21 protein-coding genes are annotated in these 20,586 nt (G+C 71.0%); 6 read left to right on the top strand and 15 right to left on the bottom strand.

Annotated features, from left to right (window positions below; genetic code table 11):
* Positions 1 to 17 precede the first annotated feature (17 nt).
* Positions 18 to 1,244 carry a DUF5931 domain-containing protein gene (locus tag AB0D57_RS04600; RefSeq protein ID WP_362066936.1) on the bottom strand — a complete coding sequence of 409 codons (1,227 nt, stop codon included), beginning with the start codon at positions 1,242 to 1,244 and terminating at the stop codon, positions 18 to 20.
* Positions 1,245 to 1,274: 30 nt separating this feature from the next.
* On the bottom strand, positions 1,275 to 2,027 hold the full coding sequence (locus AB0D57_RS04605) for a lysophospholipid acyltransferase family protein (protein WP_362066938.1): 753 nt from the start codon (positions 2,025 to 2,027) through the stop codon (positions 1,275 to 1,277).
* A gap of 166 nt (positions 2,028 to 2,193) precedes the next feature.
* Between AB0D57_RS04605 and AB0D57_RS04610 the strand changes: the two genes are divergently transcribed.
* Together AB0D57_RS04610 and AB0D57_RS04615 are read left to right on the top strand one after the other, a co-directional pair.
* On the top strand, positions 2,194 to 3,012 hold the full coding sequence (locus AB0D57_RS04610; RefSeq protein ID WP_362066940.1) for an alpha/beta fold hydrolase: 819 nt from the start codon (positions 2,194 to 2,196) through the stop codon (positions 3,010 to 3,012).
* Positions 3,005 to 3,628: a hypothetical protein gene (locus tag AB0D57_RS04615; RefSeq protein WP_362066942.1), complete on the top strand. Its 624-nt coding sequence runs from the start codon at positions 3,005 to 3,007 to the stop codon at positions 3,626 to 3,628. Before AB0D57_RS04610 ends, AB0D57_RS04615 begins: the two co-directional genes overlap by 8 nt.
* 107 nt (positions 3,629 to 3,735) lie before the next feature.
* Here the strand turns inward: AB0D57_RS04615 and AB0D57_RS04620 are convergent, their stop codons facing one another.
* The 6 genes from AB0D57_RS04620 to AB0D57_RS04645 all read right to left on the bottom strand — a co-directional run bounded on the left by AB0D57_RS04620 (position 3,736) and on the right by AB0D57_RS04645 (position 8,969).
* Complete coding sequence (locus AB0D57_RS04620) at positions 3,736 to 4,536, bottom strand: endonuclease/exonuclease/phosphatase family protein (protein WP_362066944.1); 801 nt, start codon at positions 4,534 to 4,536, stop codon at positions 3,736 to 3,738.
* Between the two features lie 206 nt (positions 4,537 to 4,742).
* Positions 4,743 to 5,696, bottom strand: a complete 954-nt coding sequence (locus tag AB0D57_RS04625) for an ROK family glucokinase (RefSeq protein ID WP_362066946.1) — start codon at positions 5,694 to 5,696, stop codon at positions 4,743 to 4,745.
* Between the two features lie 54 nt (positions 5,697 to 5,750).
* Complete coding sequence (locus AB0D57_RS04630; protein WP_362066948.1) at positions 5,751 to 6,221, bottom strand: DUF5304 domain-containing protein; 471 nt, start codon at positions 6,219 to 6,221, stop codon at positions 5,751 to 5,753.
* A 102-nt stretch (positions 6,222 to 6,323) separates the two neighbouring features.
* Positions 6,324 to 7,493 carry an ArsA-related P-loop ATPase gene (locus AB0D57_RS04635; protein WP_362066950.1) on the bottom strand — a complete coding sequence of 390 codons (1,170 nt, stop codon included), beginning with the start codon at positions 7,491 to 7,493 and terminating at the stop codon, positions 6,324 to 6,326.
* A gap of 130 nt (positions 7,494 to 7,623) precedes the next feature.
* A complete protein-coding gene (locus AB0D57_RS04640; protein WP_362066953.1) occupies positions 7,624 to 8,064 on the bottom strand; it encodes an SRPBCC family protein in 441 nt (146 codons plus the stop codon).
* 107 nt (positions 8,065 to 8,171) lie between these two features.
* Positions 8,172 to 8,969 (bottom strand): metallophosphoesterase, encoded by a 798-nt coding sequence (locus tag AB0D57_RS04645; protein ID WP_362066955.1) that lies wholly within the window; start codon positions 8,967 to 8,969, stop codon positions 8,172 to 8,174.
* A gap of 295 nt (positions 8,970 to 9,264) precedes the next feature.
* On the opposite strand from AB0D57_RS04645, the gene AB0D57_RS04650 reads away from it, so the two are divergent.
* Positions 9,265 to 11,061 carry an AMP-binding protein gene (locus AB0D57_RS04650; protein WP_362066957.1) on the top strand — a complete coding sequence of 599 codons (1,797 nt, stop codon included), beginning with the start codon at positions 9,265 to 9,267 and terminating at the stop codon, positions 11,059 to 11,061.
* A gap of 19 nt (positions 11,062 to 11,080) precedes the next feature.
* On the opposite strand, the gene AB0D57_RS04655 is transcribed toward AB0D57_RS04650, so the two are convergent.
* Complete coding sequence (locus AB0D57_RS04655; protein ID WP_362067071.1) at positions 11,081 to 11,248, bottom strand: hypothetical protein; 168 nt, start codon at positions 11,246 to 11,248, stop codon at positions 11,081 to 11,083.
* Positions 11,249 to 12,391 (bottom strand): glycosyltransferase family 4 protein, encoded by a 1,143-nt coding sequence (locus AB0D57_RS04660; RefSeq protein ID WP_362066959.1) that lies wholly within the window; start codon positions 12,389 to 12,391, stop codon positions 11,249 to 11,251.
* 163 nt (positions 12,392 to 12,554) lie between these two features.
* Between AB0D57_RS04660 and AB0D57_RS04665 the strand changes: the two genes are divergently transcribed.
* The gene (locus tag AB0D57_RS04665; RefSeq protein WP_362066961.1) at positions 12,555 to 13,787 is read left to right on the top strand and encodes a glycosyltransferase family 87 protein; all 1,233 of its coding nucleotides are present in this window, start codon (positions 12,555 to 12,557) and stop codon (positions 13,785 to 13,787) included.
* Positions 13,788 to 13,857: 70 nt separating this feature from the next.
* Here AB0D57_RS04665 and AB0D57_RS04670 read toward each other — a convergent pair whose 3' ends face one another.
* From AB0D57_RS04670 to AB0D57_RS04690, 5 genes are all read right to left on the bottom strand, one after another.
* A complete protein-coding gene (locus AB0D57_RS04670) occupies positions 13,858 to 15,060 on the bottom strand; it encodes a hypothetical protein (RefSeq protein WP_362066963.1) in 1,203 nt (400 codons plus the stop codon).
* Between the two features lie 39 nt (positions 15,061 to 15,099).
* Positions 15,100 to 16,131, bottom strand: coding sequence for an NlpC/P60 family protein (locus AB0D57_RS04675; RefSeq protein ID WP_362066965.1), 1,032 nt, complete (start codon positions 16,129 to 16,131; stop codon positions 15,100 to 15,102).
* A gap of 239 nt (positions 16,132 to 16,370) precedes the next feature.
* The gene (locus AB0D57_RS04680; RefSeq protein WP_362066967.1) at positions 16,371 to 17,405 is read right to left on the bottom strand and encodes an NlpC/P60 family protein; all 1,035 of its coding nucleotides are present in this window, start codon (positions 17,403 to 17,405) and stop codon (positions 16,371 to 16,373) included.
* A 362-nt stretch (positions 17,406 to 17,767) separates the two neighbouring features.
* Positions 17,768 to 19,117 carry an NYN domain-containing protein gene (locus tag AB0D57_RS04685; protein WP_362066969.1) on the bottom strand — a complete coding sequence of 450 codons (1,350 nt, stop codon included), beginning with the start codon at positions 19,115 to 19,117 and terminating at the stop codon, positions 17,768 to 17,770.
* Between the two features lie 34 nt (positions 19,118 to 19,151).
* Positions 19,152 to 19,391 carry a hypothetical protein gene (locus tag AB0D57_RS04690; protein ID WP_362066971.1) on the bottom strand — a complete coding sequence of 80 codons (240 nt, stop codon included), beginning with the start codon at positions 19,389 to 19,391 and terminating at the stop codon, positions 19,152 to 19,154.
* A 154-nt stretch (positions 19,392 to 19,545) separates the two neighbouring features.
* Between AB0D57_RS04690 and AB0D57_RS04695 the strand changes: the two genes are divergently transcribed.
* Positions 19,546 to 20,277 (top strand): rhomboid family intramembrane serine protease, encoded by a 732-nt coding sequence (locus AB0D57_RS04695; protein WP_362066973.1) that lies wholly within the window; start codon positions 19,546 to 19,548, stop codon positions 20,275 to 20,277.
* Entirely contained in the window at positions 20,274 to 20,555 is a 282-nt protein-coding gene (locus AB0D57_RS04700; protein ID WP_362066975.1) for an Lrp/AsnC ligand binding domain-containing protein, read from the top strand. Before AB0D57_RS04695 ends, AB0D57_RS04700 begins: the two co-directional genes overlap by 4 nt.
* Positions 20,556 to 20,586: the final 31 nt, after the last annotated feature.

Below are 20,586 nucleotides of genomic sequence, written 5' to 3' on the forward strand. Positions count from 1 at the left end.
CCCCACCATGTCCGCCATCACTTCTCCGCCTTCCCCCGTGCGACCTTCGATCGCGCAACCTTCGGTACCGTCAACTCGACCTCCGTGCCCTGGCCCGGGACCGAGATCAGTTCGGCCGCGCCGCCGATGTCGCGCAGCCGGCCGCGGATCGACTGGGCCACGCCGAGCCGCCCCTCCCCCTCCGCCTGGTCGAGCCGTCCCTCCGGGATGCCCGGGCCCTCGTCGCGGACGGTCACGATCACCGCTTCCGGCTCGTCCTCGACCAGGATCCAGGCCCGGGCGCTCTCGCCGACATGCTTGCGGACATTGTCCAGGGCGGCACCGACAGCGGCGGCCAACTCCCTTGCGGCGGCCGGGGCGAGCGGCACCGGGGCGCCGGGCTCGGAGAGGGTCACGCGCGCGGTGACACACGGGGCGAGCAGCGCGCGCAGATCGACGGGGCCCTCGTCGTCCGGCTCGTCGACAGCTCGTACGACCGCTCCGAGCGCGGCGTCCTCGGAGACCCGCGAGACGGGGACCATGCCGCCCGAGACCAGCGTGCGCAGCGCCACTTCCTGCTCGCCGGCCATCCGGCCCAGCTCCGCGGCCTCGCCGCCGAGCGTGGAACCGCGCCGCTGCACCATGGCGAGGACCTGCAGGACGCCGTCATGGATGTCGCGGGCGAGGCGCTCACGCTCGCGGGTCGCGGCCTCGATCTCCAGGGCACGGGCGAGGGTGCGCTCGGAGGCACGGGCGACCTCGACGACGTATCCGATGGCGATCGAGGCGACCCAGACAAGGATCACGTTGTGGACGGTGTCGCGGGTCGGGGCGCCGCGCTCGACGACGTTGGCGACCGCGACGAGCGTGGAGGCGAAGGCCGCCCAGCGCCAGCCGCCCTTGACGGCGAACGCCAGCACGGCACCCGCGGTCCATATCGACGGGAGCGTCGGGCCACCCGCCACGATCCGGTCGTGCGCGTCCGCGACAGGGGTGAGCAGGATGCCGGTGAGCGCGACGGTGAGGTCGAGGGCGAGGAAGCGCTTGGTGCAGCTCGCCGCGTTCGCGACCCTGGGGAGAGTGGCCACCGTCCAGACGAACAGGACGACGTAATAGGCGACGGCGACCCAGGGGCGGACGAACTCGCCGTACGCGCTGACGAACAGCCCGATCGCGTACAGCATCGTCAGTACGCGGTATGCCGTGAGCGCACGCCACAGCGGCTGCTCGACCGACATCCTGATGACCTTCTCGCGCTTGGTCATGTCCCCCACCCCCACCCCTGACGGACGCGTCTAGGAGCTCGACCGTTCCCCGTGGGCCGCCTTCGCGGCTTCCCTCAGCGCCTGCTTCTCGGCCTTCGCCTCGTCCGCGATCTGCCGTTTGGCGGCGGTCGCGTAGATGTCGACGTACTCCTGGCCGGAGAGCCTCATGATTTCGTACATGACCTCGTCGGTGACCGCGCGCAGCACGAAGCGGTCGTGCTCCATGCCGTGGTAGCGGCTGAAGTCGATCGGCTTGCCGATGCGGATGCCCGGGCGCATCAGCTTGGGCATCACCTTGCCCGGCGGCTGGATCTTCTCGGTGTCGATCATGGCGACCGGGATGACCGGGGCGCCGGTGGCGAGCGCCACGCGCGCGAGGCCACCCGGCTTGCCGCGGTAGAGGCGCCCGTCGGGCGAACGGGTGCCCTCCGGATAGATACCGAACAGCTCACCGCGCTCGATGACGTCGATACCGCTCTTGATGGCCGCCTCGCCCGCACCTCGCGCGCCGGAGCGGTCCACCGGGAGCTGGCCGACGCCCTTGAAGAACGCGGCGGTCATCCGGCCCTTGATACCGGGCGTCGTGAAGTACTCGGCCTTCGCGATGAAGGTCACCTTGCGGTCGAGGACCGCGGGCAGGAAGAACGAGTCCGAGAACGACAGATGATTGCTTGCCAGGATGGCGGGGCCCTCGGCGGGTATGTTCTCGAGGCCTTCCACCCAGGGCCTGAAGGCGAGCTTCAGCGGCCCTCCGATGGAAAACTTCATGGCGCCGTAGATCAACCGAATGCCTCCTGTGTCGTCGCTCAGACCTTAACCCGGAGCAGTGTCAAAGGACCCGACGACCCTGGTCGGTGTCAGTGCGGTCGCGTACGGTGAAGTACGCCTCGAACCTTCGGGGTCGTGTCCCGTTTCCCTTTCACCCCGCCTGATGAACAGGAGACCGAAGGTGCCGGTCCTGCCTGGAGCCGAGCCGTTCCGCCACGAGGGCGGAGAGGTCGGCGTCCTCCTCTGCCACGGTTTCACCGGTTCCCCGCAGTCACTGCGCCCCTGGGCGGAGTATCTCGCCGAGCGCGGTCTGACCGTCGCGCTGCCTCTGCTGCCCGGGCACGGCACGCGCTGGGAGGACATGCAGCTCACCGGCTGGCAGGACTGGTACGCGGAGGTGGACCGCGAGTTGCGCGCCCTGCGGGACCGCTGCGCGCAGGTGTTCGTCTTCGGCCTCTCCATGGGCGGCGCGCTGACCCTGCGGCTCGCCGCGAAGCACGGGGACGCGGTGAGCGGGATCGTCGTCGTCAACCCGTCGATCAAGGTGCACGGGGCGGCGGCGCACGCCCTCCCGGTGCTCCGCCATGTCGTGCGCACGGCGCCCGGCATCGCGAGCGACATAGCCAAGGAGGGCGTCACGGAGCTGGGCTACGACCGGGTGCCCCTGCACTCCGCGCACTCCCTGCGGAACTTCTTCCGGATGGTCGACGGCGAGCTGCCCCAGGTCACCCAGCCGATGCTGTTGCTGCACAGTCCCCAGGACCATGTGGTGCCGCCCGCGGACTCGGCCCGCGTCCTCGGCCGGGTGTCGTCCATGGACGTGACGGAGATCCTGCTGGAACAGAGCTACCACGTGGCGACGTTGGACCATGACGCGGACCGGATCTTCGCGGAGAGCTACGCGTTCCTCGACCGGCTCGCACCCGGCGTCGGCAAGGAGTCCGACGCGGGTCAGGTCGGTCAGGCGGGTCAGCAGGAAGGGACGGCCACTGGTGGCTGAGCACGACGCGGAGCGCGGCGAGCCCGACGAGAAGGGTGTACCCGTCGGCGAGCCTCTCGGTGAAGAGCAGAGTGTGCCGTTCGACGAGGACGCCGTGTGGCAGTCGATCGTCGCGGGGTACGGCGAGGAGCCGCCGGACCCGCCCGGCGCGAAGCCGTTCAAGTCGGTCGAGGACCTGGCGCTCCTCGACCCGACGCCGAACGACGCCCCCGACGGCGCGGACCAGCCCGAGCCGGGTGACAAGGCCGGGGACCAGCCCGCTGCGGCGAAGCCCCTGGGCAGCTCCGTCGCCTTCGCTCCCGGCGTCGGCGGCCCGCGCGACTATCAGGCACCCGAGCCCTCCGATGACGACCTCGACGAGAGCGACGAAGGCCACTTCGTCCCGCCGGAGCCGCCCCCGCTGCCCGCCGCCGACACCACGGCCAAGTTCGCCTGGCTCGCCGTCATCGGCGGACCGGTCCTGCTCCTGCTGGCCGTTCTCCTCGGCTGGGACATGACCTGGTGGCTCGCCACCGTCGGCATCGGCGGGTTCCTCGGCGGTTTCGTCACGCTGGTGGCACGTATGAGGCCCGACGACGAGGACGGGGACGATCCGGGGCGGGGCGCGGTGGTCTGACGGCCCCTTCCCACGTCGTACGAGGGCCCGCCCGGAAGCACTCCGGGCGGGCCCTCGGCGTCAGGGCGGACGCGGCAGCGGCCCTGAGCGGGTCCGGCGGACCGGGCTCAGGCCGCAGGTACGCGCAGTGCCGCCAGCACGGGCAAGTGATCCGACGCAGCCCTCAACTCTGCCTCCGTCACCCCGGCCTGGCCATGGAGGTCCCCGCGCTCGGGCGGAGCCGAGAGTGGGCAAGGCACCCCGCAGCCCAGGACCTCGATGCCCCGCGTGGCGAAGATCGCGTCGATGCGCTGGTGGGGGTCGGCGGGCGTCGAGGTGTGCTCCCCGCCCCAGGGAGCGGTGGCCCAGCAGTCCTGGAGCTCGGCGGCGAGGCGCTTGAAGGTCCGGCCGCCGGGGCGTTCGTTGAGGTCGCCGCCGACGACGGCGTGCGGGGTGCCGAGGGCGGCGAGGCGGTCGAGGAGCAGCCCGCCCTGCTCGTCACGCTCGTCCTTCTGGAGCGAGAGGTGGCAGCTCAGGACGCCGAGGCGGGCGCCTCCGAAGCGCACGACGGCCGTGGAGAAGCCGCGGCGGTGCAGGCCGGGGGTGAGGGGCAGGAGAACATCCTCGGTGTGTTCGACGGTGGCCCGCAGGGAGCAGAGCAGGGCCGGGCCGGAGGCTGTCGCGCCGCCCGACAGGACCACCTGCCCGGACGCGGCGGCCAGCCGGGCCAGCTTCTTGCGCCAACGGAAGAACCGGGGGGCCTCCTGGACGAGGACCAGGTCGGGGGCGCAGGCGCCGATCACCCGGGCGAGTGCGTCGGTGTCGTCGCGCATCGAGCGGATGTTGTAGCTGAGCACCCGGATGACGGCGGAGCCGTCGGGTTCGGTGCGGGAGCTGGGCAGCGGACTGGCGGAGGGGCTGGTCGGCATGGCGATCAAGATACGGGAGCGGTTCGTTGTGGGCGCCGGAATTCTGCGGATGGTTCGTCGGGTGCGGGTTCGTTGTGGCTGGTCGCGCCCACGCGGCGGAGCCGCATATGACACAGCCCCGCGCCCCTGTCGGGGCGCTGTACGCAACGCCCGCCGGTCCCCGGAAAAGGGTGCGGCGGGCGCTGGTGTGTGGCAGGACGTGGGGGTCACATGATCGGGTCGGGCTCCCGGGCCAGGTCCGCCGCGCCGACCAGGCCCGCCTTGTTGCCGAGCTGGGCGGCGATGACATCGGCCACGGGCCGCCAGTTGCCGCCGACGAGCCAGCGTTTGTACGACTTGCGGATGGGGTCGAGGACCAGCTCGCCCTCGTCCGAGAGACCGCCGCCGACGATGAAGGCGGACGGGTCGAAGAGCGAGGCCAGGTCGGCGAGGCCCGCGCCGGCCCAGCGAGCCAGCTCGCGGTAGGAGTCCACCGCCACCGGGTCGCCCTGCCGCGCGGCCACCGAGATGTGCTTGCCCTCGATGCCGTCGGGCGTGCCGTCGCCCAGCGCGAGCAGTATGTCGGCGTTCTCGGGGGTCGCGTTGGCCCGCTGCTTGGCGTAGCGGACGAGGGCGCGCCCGGAAGCGTACTGCTCCCAGCAGCCCTGCGAGCCGCAGCCGCACAGCAGGCCGTCCGGCACCATCCGGATGTGGCCGAACTCGGCGGCCACGCCGAAGTGCCCGCGGCGCAGCTTGTTGCCGATGATGATGCCGCCGCCGAGGCCCGTGCCCAGGGTGATGCAGATGACGTTGCGGTGGCCCTTGCCCGCGCCGAACTTGTACTCGCCCCACGCCGCCGCGTTCGCGTCGTTCTCGACGACGACCGGCAGCCCCACGCGCCCCTCGACCTCGGCCTTCAGCGGCTCCTGGCGCCAGTCGATGTTCGGCGCGAAGTAGACCGTCGAGCGCTGGCGGTTCACGTATCCCGCGGCACCGATGCCCACGCCGACGATGTCGTGACCCGCGCGCGCGCCCTCCACAGCGGCGGCGATGGCGTCGACGATGGCCTGCGGAGTGGTCGGGGTCGGCACCTTGTGGGTCGAGAGGATGTTGCCTTCCTCGTCGACCACACCGGCCGCGATCTTCGTGCCGCCGATATCGACGCCGATGGTGAGTCCCATGAATCCCTCAGTTTCGGTCGAGCCCCGCTACGGCCAACCGTACCCGAGGGGCCTTTAGTCCAAATCAATCCGCTCCCCCGGACCGGTGCCCTCGTCGCGAGGGCCCGGGTCCTGGGTCGTCCAGCGCCGCTCCTGTGCCTCGACGGCCGAGCGGTAGGCGGCGAGCAGCTCGGAACCCGCGGCCGCGAGGTGGTCGAAAACATCCGGGTTGCGCTCTATGACCGGCTCGACGGCCGCCTTGGCCTGCCGCACGACCTGGCTGACCATCTGCTGGGCCGTGCCCGAGGCGACCGCGCCGAACAGCGGCGACTGGAGCCCGGACAGCTTGTCGGCGACGGCGTCGACGAGCTTGCGCAGTTCCTCGGTGGCCGAGCCCGGCGGCGGTCCGTACTGGGCGCGGCGGCGGGCCTGCTCCGCCGCGAGGTCTTCGGCACACGCCTTGGCCCAGGCATCGGCGTCGGTCGCACGCGCTTCGTCGACCGCCTCCTGCGGAGCGGCGTCGGACGTCGGGCGCTCTTCGCTCATGGCGGACTCCTGCCTACGGTTCTTCCCTCCGACGTTACCCGAACGGGGGTATGCGCTTCACCGTGTACTCGGCCACAAATGGGGCCGTCAAGGGCGACCGGGTCACTTCGCGCGCGGCCACAGGCCCGGGTCCGGCGTGAAACGGACCCTCAGCTCGCCCTCGCGCAGCGCCGCGCCGGCCACGGTGCAGCGGCGCAGGGCGGACGGCAGCGGCACGATCCGGCGGAACTGCCCCACGGTGAGGACCAGTTCGTCGCCGCGCCGGATCAGGTCCAGGTCCTCGCGTATCGCGCCGGGCAGCGGGATGTGCCAGACGAGCACCCCTTCGTCGGCGAGGTGGTCGACGACAGGCCACTCGACCGGGGTGGGCATCGGGTTGACGCCGGGCACGGGAAGCGCGAGGAGGTCGTCGGTGCCGCGCGGGTCGCGGCCGAGGTGCGGGACCTCGTGGACGGCGTACGTCTCCTGCCACTCGTCCAGGCTCTTGCGCTGCTGGGCGGCGAGGGCGGCGAGCCAGGTGTCGCTCGTGACGTCGGGCAGGACGCGGCTCGCGACCAGGGCGTCGGCGCGCAGGCCGCGCAGGGCGAGGGCGGTGGTGGCGGCGCGCACGGCGTCGGTGCCGGCCGGGCCGGGTTCGGCGACCAGCCGTACGGTCGTGGCGCGGTCCTCGACGACCGCCGCCACGGCGGCCAGCTCGAGGTCCCAGCGGGCGGCCGTCTCGTACAGCCACTCGGCGGGCATCGGGACGCCCGCGAGGCGGCCGAGGACGGGACGCAAGGCGCGGGCCGCCTGGCGCTCCGGCGGGAGCAGTCGGCGCAGATAGCGGCGGAGTTCCTCGGGAAGGGCGAGGAGGGCGAGCGCCTGCGGGGTCGGGGGAAGGTCCACGACCAGCAGGTCGTACGCGTCGGAGGTCGCCGCGTCGCGCAGGGCACGCAGCAGGGCGAGCTCCTCGGCGCCGGGGAGGGGGGTGAGTTCCTCGGCGTCCAGGCGGGAGGCGCCGAGCAGGTCGAGGGCGGTGGTCGCGCGTTCCTGGAAGGCGGTGAGGTCGTCGCGGAAGCGGGCCGCGGCGTCGGGGCGCCAGGCGGTCAGGTCCGGTGCGGCTTCGATGGGCTCCGCGCCGGTGCGTACGCCGAGGACGGCACCGAGGGTGTCGGTGCGGTCGGCGGTGAGCACCAGGGTGCGGGTGCCCTGGCGGGCGGCCTTCAGCGCGGTGGCGGCTGCGACCGTGGTACGGCCGGCGCCGCCGGGACCGGTGATCAGGATGGTGCGCATGGGGGTGAACGCTACCTGCGTTGAACGCCCCCGCCGCCCTTGCCCTTCCCATCGCTGAGGGCTGCGCCCGCAGACCCCCTGTCGGCCCGAACGGCCGCGTCCGCAAAGGCCGGACGGGCTGGAAGCCGCCCTAGTGGGTTTCTTCCACCCGCTTCTTCAAGCCCGCCAGCGCCCGGTCGATGATGACCTTCTCCGCCTTGCGCTTGATCATGCCCAGCATGGGGATCTTGACGTCGACGGTCAGCTGGTAGGTGACCTCGGTGGCGCCGTTGCCCGCCGACTTCAGGAGGTACGAGCCGTCGAGGGCGCGCAGCATCTGGGACTTGACCAGGGTCCAGGAAACCTCGTGGTCGCCGGTCCAGGTGTAGCCCAGGGTCTGGTCGTCCTTGATGGCGCCGGCGTCCATGACGAGGCGCACCCGCTCGGCGCGGCCCCGCTCGTCCGTGACGAGGACCTCCGCCTCCTTCACCTCTCCGGTCCAGTCCGGGTAGCGGGCGAAGTCGGCGATGACCGCCATGACGTCAGCCGGTGCCGCCTCGATCGTGATGCTCGAGCTGGTGTGTTCCGCCATCGCGGTGGCTCCTCCAGATGCGGTCCGGTGAGGGAGGGTGGTGCGCACGTGTGTGCAGCGTGAAGGCTACCGCGCGCCTGTCCCACCCTTGCCACCCCACCTGGGGTTCACCATTCCAGGACCCACGGCGTGCCGCTGCCCGCGAAGTGTCCGACGTTGACGCACTCGGTCGCGCCGATCCGCATCCGCCGGGCTAGCGGCTGGTGGACGTGCCCGAAGAGGGAGTAGCGGGGGCGGGTACGGCGGATCGCGTCCAGCAGGGCGCGGGACCCGCGCTCGAAGCGGCGCGCCACCGTGTCGTACACCAGCTCGGGCACCTCCGGCGGGATGTGCGTGCAGAGCACGTCGACCTCGCCGACCGCCTCGATCTTCGCCGCGTACTCCTCGTCGTCGATCTCGTACGGCGTGCCCATGGGGGTCCGCAGGCCTCCCCCGACGAAGCCGAAGACCCGGCCGCCGATCTCGACCCGCTCGCCGTCGAGGACCGTGGTGCCGGGTCCGGCGTACTCCGGCCACAGAGGCGGTATGTCGACATTGCCGTATGTCGCATACGTCGGCGTCGGGAACACGGCGAACAGTTCGGCATACTGCTTGCGTACCGCCTGCTCGATGGCCACGGCATGATCCATGCCGACCCCGGCCCACAGCCGCGCCCCGAACTCCCTCGCCTCCGCGAAGCGGCGGGCGGTGCGCAGCTCGACGATGCGGTCCGCGTTCGCGACGCCGAACAGGTCGGGGAAGATGCCGCGCGAGTGGTCGGCGTAGTCGAGAAAGAGCACGAGGTCACCGAGGCAGATCAGGGCATCCGCACCGTCCCCGGCCCGGGCCAGGTCACGCGCGTTGCCATGCACGTCACTGACCACATGAACGCGCGTGCCACGGTTTCCGCCTCGTGTAGGTGCCATGTCGATCAAGCGTAGGCGTGTGCGGCAAACGTGAATAGAGGCGGGCGGACCTGCGGTTACTGGCAAGTCAAGAAGAGCGTGGACTACTGTGCGCAAAGGAACGCCAACCTGTGTGACGCAGGGAACATCTCACTGGCACCCCCTATCGAAATAGGCGTACCGGTGGGTAACGTCCGGGCAGTCCAGTCGTACTCAGGATTTCAACAATGATCTCTCTGAGTACTGCCCAAGCCTTGGACCGCACCGTCGCATCACACACCGTCGTGGCGCCGGCGCCCTATGAGGAGCAGCAGTCTTGCGCGAGTTCAGCCTTCCGGCTTTGTACGAGGTCCCTGCGGACGGAAATCTGACCGACATCGTCCGTAGAAACGCCGCGCAGCATCCCGACGTCGCCGTCATCGCTCGCAAGGTGGGCGGCACGTGGACGGACGTCACCGCCACCGTCTTCCTCGCCGAGGTGCGGGCCGCGGCCAAGGGTCTGATCGCCTCGGGCGTGCAGCCCGGTGACCGGGTCGGCCTGATGTCCCGTACCCGCTACGAGTGGACGCTGCTCGACTTCGCGATCTGGAGCGCGGGCGCGGTCACCGTGCCGGTGTACGAGACCAGCTCGGCCGAGCAGGTGCAGTGGATACTCGGCGACTCGGGCGCGACCGCTTGCATCGTCGAGCTGGACACGCACGCGGCCTGCGTCGAGTCGGTGCGCGACCGGCTGCCCGCCCTCAAGCACGTCTGGCAGATCGAGGCCGGTGGGGTGGAGGAGCTGGGACGGCTCGGCAGGGACGTCAGCGACGCCGCCGTCGAGGAGCGCAGCTCGCTCGCCAAGGCCGACGACCCGGCGACCATCGTCTACACGAGCGGCACGACGGGCCGCCCGAAGGGGTGCGTCCTCACCCACCGCAGCTTCTTCGCCGAGTGCGGCAACATCGTGGAGCGACTGCGCCCGCTGTTCCGTACGGGCGAGTGTTCGGTGCTCCTCTTCCTTCCGCTCGCGCACGTCTTCGGGCGTCTGGTGCAGGTCGCGCCGATGATGGCGCCGATCAAGCTGGGCACCGTACCGGACATCAAGAACCTCACCGACGAGCTGGCCGCTTTCCGGCCGACGCTGATCCTCGGTGTGCCGCGTGTCTTCGAGAAGGTCTACAACTCGGCGCGCGCCAAGGCGCAGGCCGACGGCAAGGGCAAGATCTTCGACAAGGCGGCGGACACGGCAATTGCGTACAGCCGCGCCCTGGACACGCCCTCGGGCCCGTCCCTCGGCCTGAAGATCAAATACAAGACGTTCGACAAGCTCGTCTACAGCAAGCTGCGCGCGGTGCTCGGTGGCCGCGGCGAGTACGCCATCTCCGGCGGCGCCCCGCTCGGCGAGCGGCTGGGCCACTTCTTCCGCGGCATCGGCTTCACGGTCCTGGAGGGCTACGGCCTGACCGAGTCCTGCGCCGCCACCGCGTTCAACCCCTGGGACCGGCAGAAGATCGGCACGGTCGGCCAGCCGCTGCCCGGCTCGGTGGTCCGCATCGCCGACGACGGTGAGGTGCTGCTGCACGGCGAGCACCTGTTCAAGGAGTACTGGAACAACGAGGCCGCGACGGCCGAGGCGCTGGCCGACGGCTGGTTCCACACGGGTGACATCGGCACCCTCGACGAGGACGGCTACCTCCGCATCACCGGCCGCAAGAAGGAGATCATCGTCACCGCGGGCGGCAAGAACGTCGCCCCGGCCGTGATCGAGGACCGCATCCGCGCGCACGCGCTGGTCGCGGAGTGCATGGTGGTCGGTGACGGGCGGCCGTTCGTCGGTGCGCTGGTCACCGTGGACGAGGAGTTCCTGGGCCGTTGGTCCGCGGAGCACGGCAAGCCGGCGGGCTCCACCGCGGCGTCGCTGCGCGACGACCCGGATCTGCTGCGCGCGATCCAGGACGCTGTCGACGATGGCAACGCCGCGGTGTCGAAGGCGGAATCAGTACGGAAGTTCCGCATTCTGTCCTCCCAGTTCACCGAGGAGACGGGCCACCTCACGCCGTCCCTGAAGCTCAAGCGCAATGTGGTGGCGAAGGACTACGCGAACGAGATCGAGGCGATCTACCAGGGCTAGGGTCCCGCTAAAAACGCCTTCATGGCGCGGTGTCCTCGACGAGGACCCGCGCCATGGTGCGTTCCGCGAGCGTGGTGATCGTCACGAACGGATTCACGCCGATCGACCCGGGCACGAGCGAGCCGTCGGTGACGTACAGGCAGCCACCTACAGCCCGCGGCTGCCCACTCCCTACCCCCGCGCGCACCTACAGCAGCTCTTTCAGTCGCTCTGCCAGGAGGTCCCAGCGCCACTTCTCCTCGACCCACTCGCGCCCCCGCTCACCCATCCTGCGACGCAGCTCGGAGTCGCCGAGGAGAGTGATGACGCGGTCGGCGGTGTCCTCGGCGGAGCCGCCCCGGACCACCCAGCCCGTTTCGCCGTCGAGGACGGCGTCCGGCGCGCCGCCCGAGTCGCCGGCGACGACCGGCAGACCGGTCGCTGACGCCTCGAGGTAGACGATGCCGAGACCTTCGACGTCGAGGCCGCCCCGGCGGGTCCGGCAGGGCATGGCGAAGACGTCACCCGCGCCGTAGTGGGCCGGCAGCTCCGACCAGGGCACCGCCCCGGTGAAGCGGACCGCGTCGGCGACCCCGGTGTCGTACGCCAGCTTGCGCAGCTCCCTCTCGTACGGCCCGCCGCCGACGATCAGCAGCACCGCGTCGGGCTCCTTGGCGAGGATGCGCGGCATGGCACGGATGAGGGTGTCCTGGCCCTTGCGCGGGACCAGGCGGGAGACGCAGACCACCACCGGGCGGTCTGTCAGGCCGAGCCGGGCGCGGACCACCTCGCCGCCCGAGCCGGGGTGGAAGGTCTTCTCGTCGACGCCCGGCGGCAGCTGGACCATGCGCGAGGCCGCCTGCGGAGTCAGCGCGCCGGCGATCCGCGAGCGGGTGTACTCGCCGAGATACGTGATCGTGTCCGTGGACTCGCCGATACGACGCAGCAGCCCGCGCGCGGCGGGCAACTGCGCCCACCCCGCCTCGTGCCCGTGCGTGGTGGCCACGATCCGCCGCGCGCCCGCCCTGCGCAGCGCGGGCGCCATCAGGCCGAGCGGGGCCGCGGCCCCGAACCACACCGACGTACAGCCGTGTTCGCGCAGCAGCCCGACCGCGCGCCGGGTGGCGCCGGGCGTCGGCAGCAGCATCGTCGTACGGTCCCGTACGACGGTGAAGGGCTGTTCGGCGTCGAAGGCCGCCGTCGCCTCGGTGCCCTCGGGGCCGCGCTTCCAGGTGGAGGCGTAGACGACGAGCTGCTCGGGGTCCAGGCGCAGCGCCATGTTGTGCAGGAACGCCTGGATGCCGCCGGGCCGGGGCGGGAAGTCGTTGGTCACGATCAGGGTCTTGTGCATCGTGTTCGACACTACCGAAACGGCCGAACCGGCACCCGCCCGGTGCCCACAGCAGCGCCCGGCCGCGCTTCATGGCTCCCGCACAGTCCGGCGCGTCATCATGTCTCAGCGAAATAAAGTCAAATAAACCGCACAAGAACCGGATGAAATGGGCCAGGTGGGCATGACGGGCACAAGGGGGGAGAGGTTCCCGTACACGCTGCTCGGAACCTGGGGCCTGACCAGGCTGATGCTGCTGCTCTTCGTCTTCAAGGTGTACGTCTTCCCCGGCCCGGACGTCACGAGCGACGTCTCCGTGATCTACCAGGGCTGGTACGAGATCCTGCGCACCGGCACCTTCCCGCTCGACGACGTCACCTGGCAGTACCCGCCGGCCGCCGCGCTCCCCATCCTCTCCCCCGCGCTGCTGCCCTTCCTCGACTACGCGTCGGCCTTCTTCGTGCTGGCCTTCCTCGCCGACCTGCTGGTGTTCTCGCTGCTCCAGTACGCCGGCCTGCGCCCCGGCAGGACTCGGCGCGGCGCCTGGGTGTGGGTGATCGGGGTCCCGCTGCTCGGACCGACCGTCTACGCCCGCTACGACGTGATGGTGACGGCCGTGGCGGTCGCCGCCCTCTTCGCGGGGACCCGCCATCCGCGCGCGATGGGGGCGCTGGCGGGCTTCGGGGCGCTGCTGAAGGTGTGGCCGGTGCTGCTGCTCGTGGGGGCCGTGCAGCGCCGTGCGTGGACCGCGGCGGCGGCCACCGCCGGTGGGCTCGCGCTGCTGTTCGCGGTGGCGATGCCCGGCGCCTTCTCCTTCCTGACCTTTCAGCGCGACCGCGGCACCGAGGTGGAGTCGCTGGGCTCCCTCGTCTTCCATGTGGCCCGGCACCTCGGCTGGGACGGGCAGGTGCTGCTCAACTACGGCTCGGTGGAATTCCTCGGCCCGTCCGTGGAAGTGGTGAGCGCGGCGGCCCTGACCCTCACCGCGGTCGCCTTCGGCTGGCTGCTGCTGTGGCGGGTGTGCGCCAAGCGGCCGCGGTCGCACACGCTCGCCGACGCCGCGTTCGTGGCGGTGCTGATGTTCACGGCCACCAGCAGGGTCATCAGCCCGCAGTACATGGTGTGGCTGGTCGGGATCGGCGCCGTCTGTCTGTGCTTCCGCGGCAGCCGGATGACCCTGCCCGTCGGCCTGGTGCTGGCCGCGTGCCTCGCGACCGTGCTGGAGTTCCCGCTCTGGTTCTCGCACGTCGTGGCCAGCGACTGGCTGGGCATCACCCTGCTCTTCGCACGCAATGGCCTGCTGGTGATCGCCGCGCTGCTCGGCGCCCTGGAACTGTGGCGGGGCACGGTGTCGAACCCGGCCCCGACCCTGCCCACTCAGACCACCCGCAGCAACGAGACACTGACCTCCACCTGACGGCGGGCACGGGCCGGGCACATCCCGACCGGGCGTACGCGAGCGGCCCCGAGGCGATCGCCCGGCTCGATCAGCTCTCGAGCTGATCCCTCAGATACGCCCGCCACTGCTCGGTGAACTCCTCCGGCGTCGTGTGCAGCACGTCCCGCAACGCGCCCTCGACGGCCCCGGCCCGCTTCTCGTGGTCGCCGACGGCGCGGTAGAAGTCGTTCAGCCGGGCCTCGCCCCAGCGGTCGGCGATCATCCGGCACGCCATCCAGCCGCTCTCGTACGCCTGCGCCAGCCGCCCCGCGTCCCCGGTGAACCCGAAGTCCTCGTCGTCCGGCAGCGCGGCCGGCACCCGCCCGTCCCGCACGGCGCCCACCAGCTCCGACGCCACCTGTGCGGCCGTACGCCCGCTGCCGCGATAGCCGACCCAGTCCGCGTAGCCCTCGGACAGCCACAACGGGGTGGCGGGGTTGGTGTGGGTGCGGGTGGCGACATGCGTCGTCTCGTGGGTGAGCACGACCTGTTTGCCGAAGTCGCCGAGGATGCCGTACGCCTCGGGGTTGACGATGATCCGGTCCGCGGGCGCCTTCGCCGAGCCTGCCGCCTCGCCGGTGGTGACCGCCGCGATCCCCCGGTACCCGGACGCGGGAGCCCCGAGCAGCTCCGCCATGCCCTCCAGCGACTGCGGTACGAGCACGACGACGTGGCCCGACCAGTCCGCGCCCCACGCCTTGGACACGGCGGGCACGGCACGGTCCGCGAGACCCGCGTACGCGCGCAGCCGCTCGCCCGACTGCCCGACCCCCAGGACGAGGCTGTGCTCGCCCCGTACGACCTTGACCGCCCCCTGCTCCCACAACTGCTCGCCGGTCTTCTTGGCGGGTTCGTCGGAAGTGACGTGCCAGGTCCCGCCGCTGCGGCTCAGGCGCAGGGTGCGGGCGGCCGTGACGGGTGCCTTGTCGTAGCCCTCGATGCGGTAGCGCAGCTCGGCGTCGGCGGTGGCCCGGTCGCCGGAGTGGTGCAGGTCCGTCAGGCGGTACGACCAGGCCGCGAGCGGGACGGCGCGCAGCCGCGTGAACTCCTCGGCCCGGCCCGACGGTTCCCCGGTGGCCCGGTACGCCGACTCGTCCCGGTCGAGGACCGCCGCCGCCCGCCGGTCCAGCACCCGCTGCACCTCGGCGGCGGCACGGTCCGACTCCGGCTGCCCGCCGCAGCCGACCAGCACGGCGAGCAGCACGGGGAGCAGCAGCACCAGGGAACCCCACGCACGCCTTCGACCAGCCACGTTCCCGATCGTACGGGGAGGGGGCCCTCGGACTGACCTTCAGACTCTGGTGACCGACGCGACCGGCATCATGCCCACCGGGTCGTAGCGCACGGGTGCGCCCGGATAGGGCGCGTGGATCACCTGGCCGTTGCCCATGTACATCGCGACGTGACTCGCGTCGGACCGGTAGGTGACCAGGTCGCCGGGCTGCGCCTGGGAGAGCGGGACCTGCCGTCCAGCGCTGCGCTGCCCCTGCGAGGTGCGCGGCAGACCGACCCCGGCCTGCGCGTACGACCACTGCGTGAGGCCCGAACAGTCGAAGCCGGTCGGCCCGCTCCCGCCCCACACGTACGGGCGGCCGAGCGCGGAGCGGGCCGCGGCGGCGGCGGCCGCCGCACGTCCCGAGGCGGGCGCGCCGCTGCCGAGGCCGGGGATGTCCAGGCGGCCGGAGCGGGAGGCACGGTCGTAGGCGGCGCGCTCGGCGTCCGGCAGCGCGTTGAGCAACTGCCGCGCCCTGGCCAGTTTCTGCTCGACGGTGCGCTTGTGCCGGGCGACGGCCTTGGTGCTCTTCTCCAGCTCGGCGAGCTTGGCGGTCGCCTCCTCTCGCTCCTGGGCGAGGTCACGCATGGCGAACTGGAGTTTCTTGAGCTCGTCGGCCTGGTGGGCGGTGATCCGGTCGAGCGCGGCGGCCTTGTCGAGGTAGTCGCCTGGGTCGTCGGCAAAGATCAGCGCGAGGGAGGGGTCGAGGCCGCCCGACCGGTACTGGGCCCCGGCGAGCGAACCCATCGCGTCCCGCATGGTGTTGATGCGCTCCTGCTGCCGGGCGATCCGGTCCCGCGCCCTGCTCACCTCTCCGCGCAGCGAGTCGGCGCGCTCGTCGGCCTTGTTGTACGCCTCGGTGGCCTTCTCCGCCTGCGTGTACAGGCGGTCCACCTCGGCCCGGGTGTCGTCCTGCGGTGCCGGGGCGGCCGGTACGGCCCCGAAGGCGGCGGCCGCGACGGACAGTACGGTGCCGGCGACGCCGGCGATTCCCGCGGCGCTGACGCCCCGGTCGAACCCGGACGGTGCACGGCGGCGATGGGACCCCACGAGTAGCCGCTCTCCCTTCCGCTGACGATCCCCCGGAGTTGGGGGAAACGCGGCAGACAGTAGCCGTGCGACTACGTAGCGACCAAAGGCCTTCGCGGGCACACAAAGTGACACCCCGCCTATGACGCAGGTCATGGGCGGGGCGCGGGGTCAGCGGGAGTTGCTGCAATTCGCCCGTTTGGGCGGCGCGGCAGGGGTGCCTCCGACGAGGGCGAAGGGTCCCCCTGACGAGGTGCGCGTCAGATGCGGACGCCGAACTGGAACGGCATGTTGTTGATCGACTCGTAGCGCACGACCGTGCCGGTGCGCGGGGCGTGCAGCACCTGGCCGTTGCCCGCGTAGAAGCCGACGTGGTGCAGGTCGCCGTAGAAGATGACCAGGTCGCCGACCTGCAGTTCGCTCTGGCTGTAGATGCGCGTACCGGCGTTGGCCTGCGCCTGCGAGGTGCGGGGGATGGCCATGCCGGCCTGGGCGTAGGCCCAGGAGGTGAGGCCCGAGCAGTCGAAGGAGCTGGGGCCGGAGGCGCCGTAGACGTACGGGGAGCCGATCACGCTCTGCGCGGCGGCGTAGGCGGACGAGGCCCGGCCGGAGGCGGCCTTGGTGGAGCCGCTGAGGGCGCTGCGCTGGCTGTCGCGACTGGCGCGGTCCTGCTCCGCGTCGAGGGCCGCCTTCTCCGCGGCCGTCAGGGAGTTGAGGAGCTTCTGCGCGGAGGCGAGCTTGCCCTGGACCGCCTTCTTCTGCTTGGCCAGCTCGGTGCGGGTGTCGGCGAGGTCCTCGAGCTTCTCGGAGGCTTCCTGGCGCTGCTGGGCGAGCGAACGCTGCTTCTCCTGGACCTTCTTCAGCGCCTCGACCTGCTGACTGCTCAGCTGGTCCATCGCGGACGCCTGGTCGAGGTAGTTGTCCGGGTCGGAGGAGAGGAAGAGCGCCACGGAGGGGTCGATGCCGCCGGTGCGGTACTGGGCGCTGGCCATCGAACCGAGGCCGTCGCGCAGGGCGTTGAGCTCGTCCTGGCCGCGGGCCACGTTGTCCTGCAGATCGGCGATCTGCTTCTCGAGCTTGTCCTGCTTCTCCTCGGCGCCGTTGAGCTTCTCGGTCGCCTTCTCGGCGTCCTCGTAGAGCTTGTCGACCTTGGACTTGACCTCGTCCTTGCTCGGCTTCTCGCTGGGCGCGGCGTTGGCAGCGTTGGCGCTGAGGGCAACAGCTGCGGCTGCGGCGGTGGTGAGCACGGTCACACGCGTGCGGCTCGGCTGCTTGGGTCGACGGTGGGACGCCACGAAGGCGAGCTCCTTCTTCCTTCAGCCGCCTGCCGATACGCCGACGGGCGGTGCCCCTCCACCGTCACTCCCAATGAGCGATCACCCGAGTGGAGGTTCGAGCCCAGACCCTAGTGACCTTCCTGTGATCAGTTCAAATCCAAACCACAAAAATGTTTGTCACGCAGTGCATTCTTTACACACAACTCACATGCAGTGATACGAGATTGACGCTACGTTGCGTGAAGATCTCGCGAATTCGGGCATCACGCCCGGATGTTGCGCATGGGACTTACGTTGCCTATGAGGCGTAGGTGACAGATCGCCGACCCTGCCGCCGACCGCGCGAGAAGCGCTGGACCAGCCCCGCCAAAAGCGCTGGACTAGCCCCGTGAAAAGCGCTTGAGAAGCACCGCCGAAGCCACCGGCCGGGCACCCGCCTTGGCGATCCCGTCGGCCACCTCGCGGTCGGTGGAGACGACGATGACCGGCCGCCCCGGCGGCTCGGCACGCACCAGCTGACGGATCAACTCGTCCGCCGTGACGCCCGGTTTGGAGAACAGCACCCGCACCCCGCGCGGCGGCGCGAGCAGCACCGGCGCGGCCAGCTCGGCCCCGTCGAAGACACAGGTGACCTCGGCGCCGGTCTGCGCGGCGAGCTGCGAGAGCTGCCCGAGCAGCCTCAGCCGCTGCTTCTCCAGCGGCATCTGCGGATAACCGGTCTTGGTGACGTTGTACCCGTCGACGACCAGATGGGCCTGCGGCAGCGCGAGCAACTGGTCGAGGATCGCGGGATCGTTTTCGGACAGCGCGCGGGCGGCGATGTCCTTCGGTGTCATCCGTCCCGGTTCGACCGCATCCACGGTCTCCGCGGGCCGCACCGACACGGGCGGCAGGGCGAGTTCACGCCGCAGCCCCTGGGCGGCGTCCAGCACGGTGTCGAGCAGCAGCCGTACCCGCATGTCCTCGACGCTGCGCCCCTCTCGCGCCGCCTTGCGGGTGGCCTCCAGGGCCGCCTCGGCCTCGGCGAGCCGCGCCTTGAGCCGCCGGGTCTCACTCTCGGCGGTGGACACCTGGGCCTGCCCCTCCGCCCGTACGGTGTCCATCTCGCCCTGCAGCTTGCGTACGGCCGCCTCGCCCCGCTTGACGTCGCTGAGCGCGCCGCGCAGCTTGCGGTGAAGCGATTCGGCTTCCTTGCGCGCCGACTCAAGCTCCGTACGCAGCCGCTCGGTTTCGGCCTTGGTCTGCCCCCGCGCCGCCGCGAGCTCCGCGCGCAGCCGCTCCAGCTCGGCGCGGCTCTCCTCGTCGGCGCGCTCCGCGTCCGCGCGCAGGGCCTCCTCGCCCGCCGCGGTGACCAGCTTCACCCAGCCCGTGGGGCGCAGCACATAGGCCGCGGCCGCCACGTCCAGCGGATCCGCGGCAGGGGGCGGCGCACCCGAGTCGAGAGCGCCGACGAGCTCCGGCTGGGCCTCTCTCAGCTTCTCGGCGATGCGCTGCCTGAACAGCGGTTCGCTCTCCAGCGCCGTGGCCATGGCATTGCCGGCGAACTTGGCCCGCCGACTCGGGGTGAACCGGGCGTACTGCCGCAAAGGGGCAGGCAGTTCGGAGACGGTCAACCCACCGAACCCGTCCGACACGATCTGTACGACACGACGTCGCACGCCGTCGGGCAGCGGACGGTCGAGCACCTCAGCGGCGCCGTCGTCCGGCTCCCCGCCTGTGGTCTCCGCCATCCGTCACCCCAATGTCTGTGCGGGGCCCGCTCCCTCAGGAGCCGGCGCCCGGCCTGTCCACCAGTTCCACCTGATCCACCGCGTTGCACCAGCGGCAACGCACCGACTCGATGGTCTCACTGACCACCTTGCGCTCCTCGACGCTCGGCTCACCAGCCAGGTCGAGGTGCACATACTCGACGACCTTGGAGGAGCGGGTCACGTCGAATCGCGTGAGGTTGCCGCAGAGCGTGCAGCGCCAGCGAGTCTCGGCGGTCGGCAGGGGAACCGTCATGTGGCAGTCGCTTTCCTTCTAGTGTCCGTCCAGCGCCAGTCTCCCTGGTGCGTGTGGCTCGTAACCCTACGGCCTGGCGGGTACTCGACGCTCGGCCGTCCATGGCGGCGAGGCACTCTGTGCGCTTAGGTCCTGTTACGTCATGCTCTGTTGCATGATCAGCAAGTGGAGCAGGACGGTCGGCAGGGCGGCGCGGGGTCAGTCCGCGCCGGTGACGTACGGGCTGATCGTCGTGTGCTGCCTGATCTTCCTGATCGGCCCTGCGTCGGGATTCAATACGACGTACGGCACGGGGGACGAACTGCTGGTCGCCCAGCGAACCTACTTCCGGCGCTGGGGCGTGGTGCCCGCCGAACTCCTCAGCGGAATCCCGAACGCCGCGCTCACTCCCGCGACGGCCCTGTTCATCCACGGCAGCTGGCTCCACCTCCTGGGGAACATGCTCTTCTTCTACGTCTTCGGAGCGATGGCCGAGGAACGCATGGGCCACTTCGAGTTCGCCCTCTTCTACGTGGGCTGCGGCTACCTCGCCCTGCTGGGCTACGCGATCGCCCATTCCGACTCCGAGCAGAGCCTGGTCGGCGCCTCGGGGGCGATCTCCGCGGTCCTCGGCGCGTTCCTGTACCTGTTCCCCCGGGCCCGGGTGACCAGTCTCTTCCCGTTCCTCTTCTTCCTGCCGCTGCGCTTCCCCGCCTGGGTCGTACTGCCCTTCTGGGTGACCCTGCAGTGGCTGGCGGCGGGCCAGGCCGCCCAGGGCCCGGGGGTGGCGTACCTGGCCCACCTGGTGGGCTTCTCCCTGGGCTTCGGCTACGCGTGGGTGCGCTATGGGCGTGCGACTAGAGTGAAAACCCCAGCCGCGGCCCCCGAGGGAGAAAACCAGCCGTGATCACCGCGATCGTGCTCATCAAGACCAGCGTGGACCGGATCCCCGAGATCGCCGAGTCGATCGCCGCGCTGGACAGTGTCAGCGAGGTCTTCTCCGTCACCGGTACCTACGATCTGATCGCCATGGTCCGGGTGAAGGCTCACGACGATCTCGCCGATGTCATCCCCGGCAAGATCAGCAAGATTCCCGGCGTCGAGGCGACGGACACGCATGTCGCGTTCCGTACGTACTCCCAGCACGACCTGGAGGCGGCGTTCGCGATCGGGCTGGACGGTTAGGTTCCTCGCCCCCGCCGCCCCTACCCGTCCC

Source organism: Streptomyces sp. NPDC048275, from assembly GCF_040652275.1.
In the GTDB taxonomy this organism is placed as follows: Bacteria; Actinomycetota; Actinomycetes; order Streptomycetales; family Streptomycetaceae; genus Streptomyces.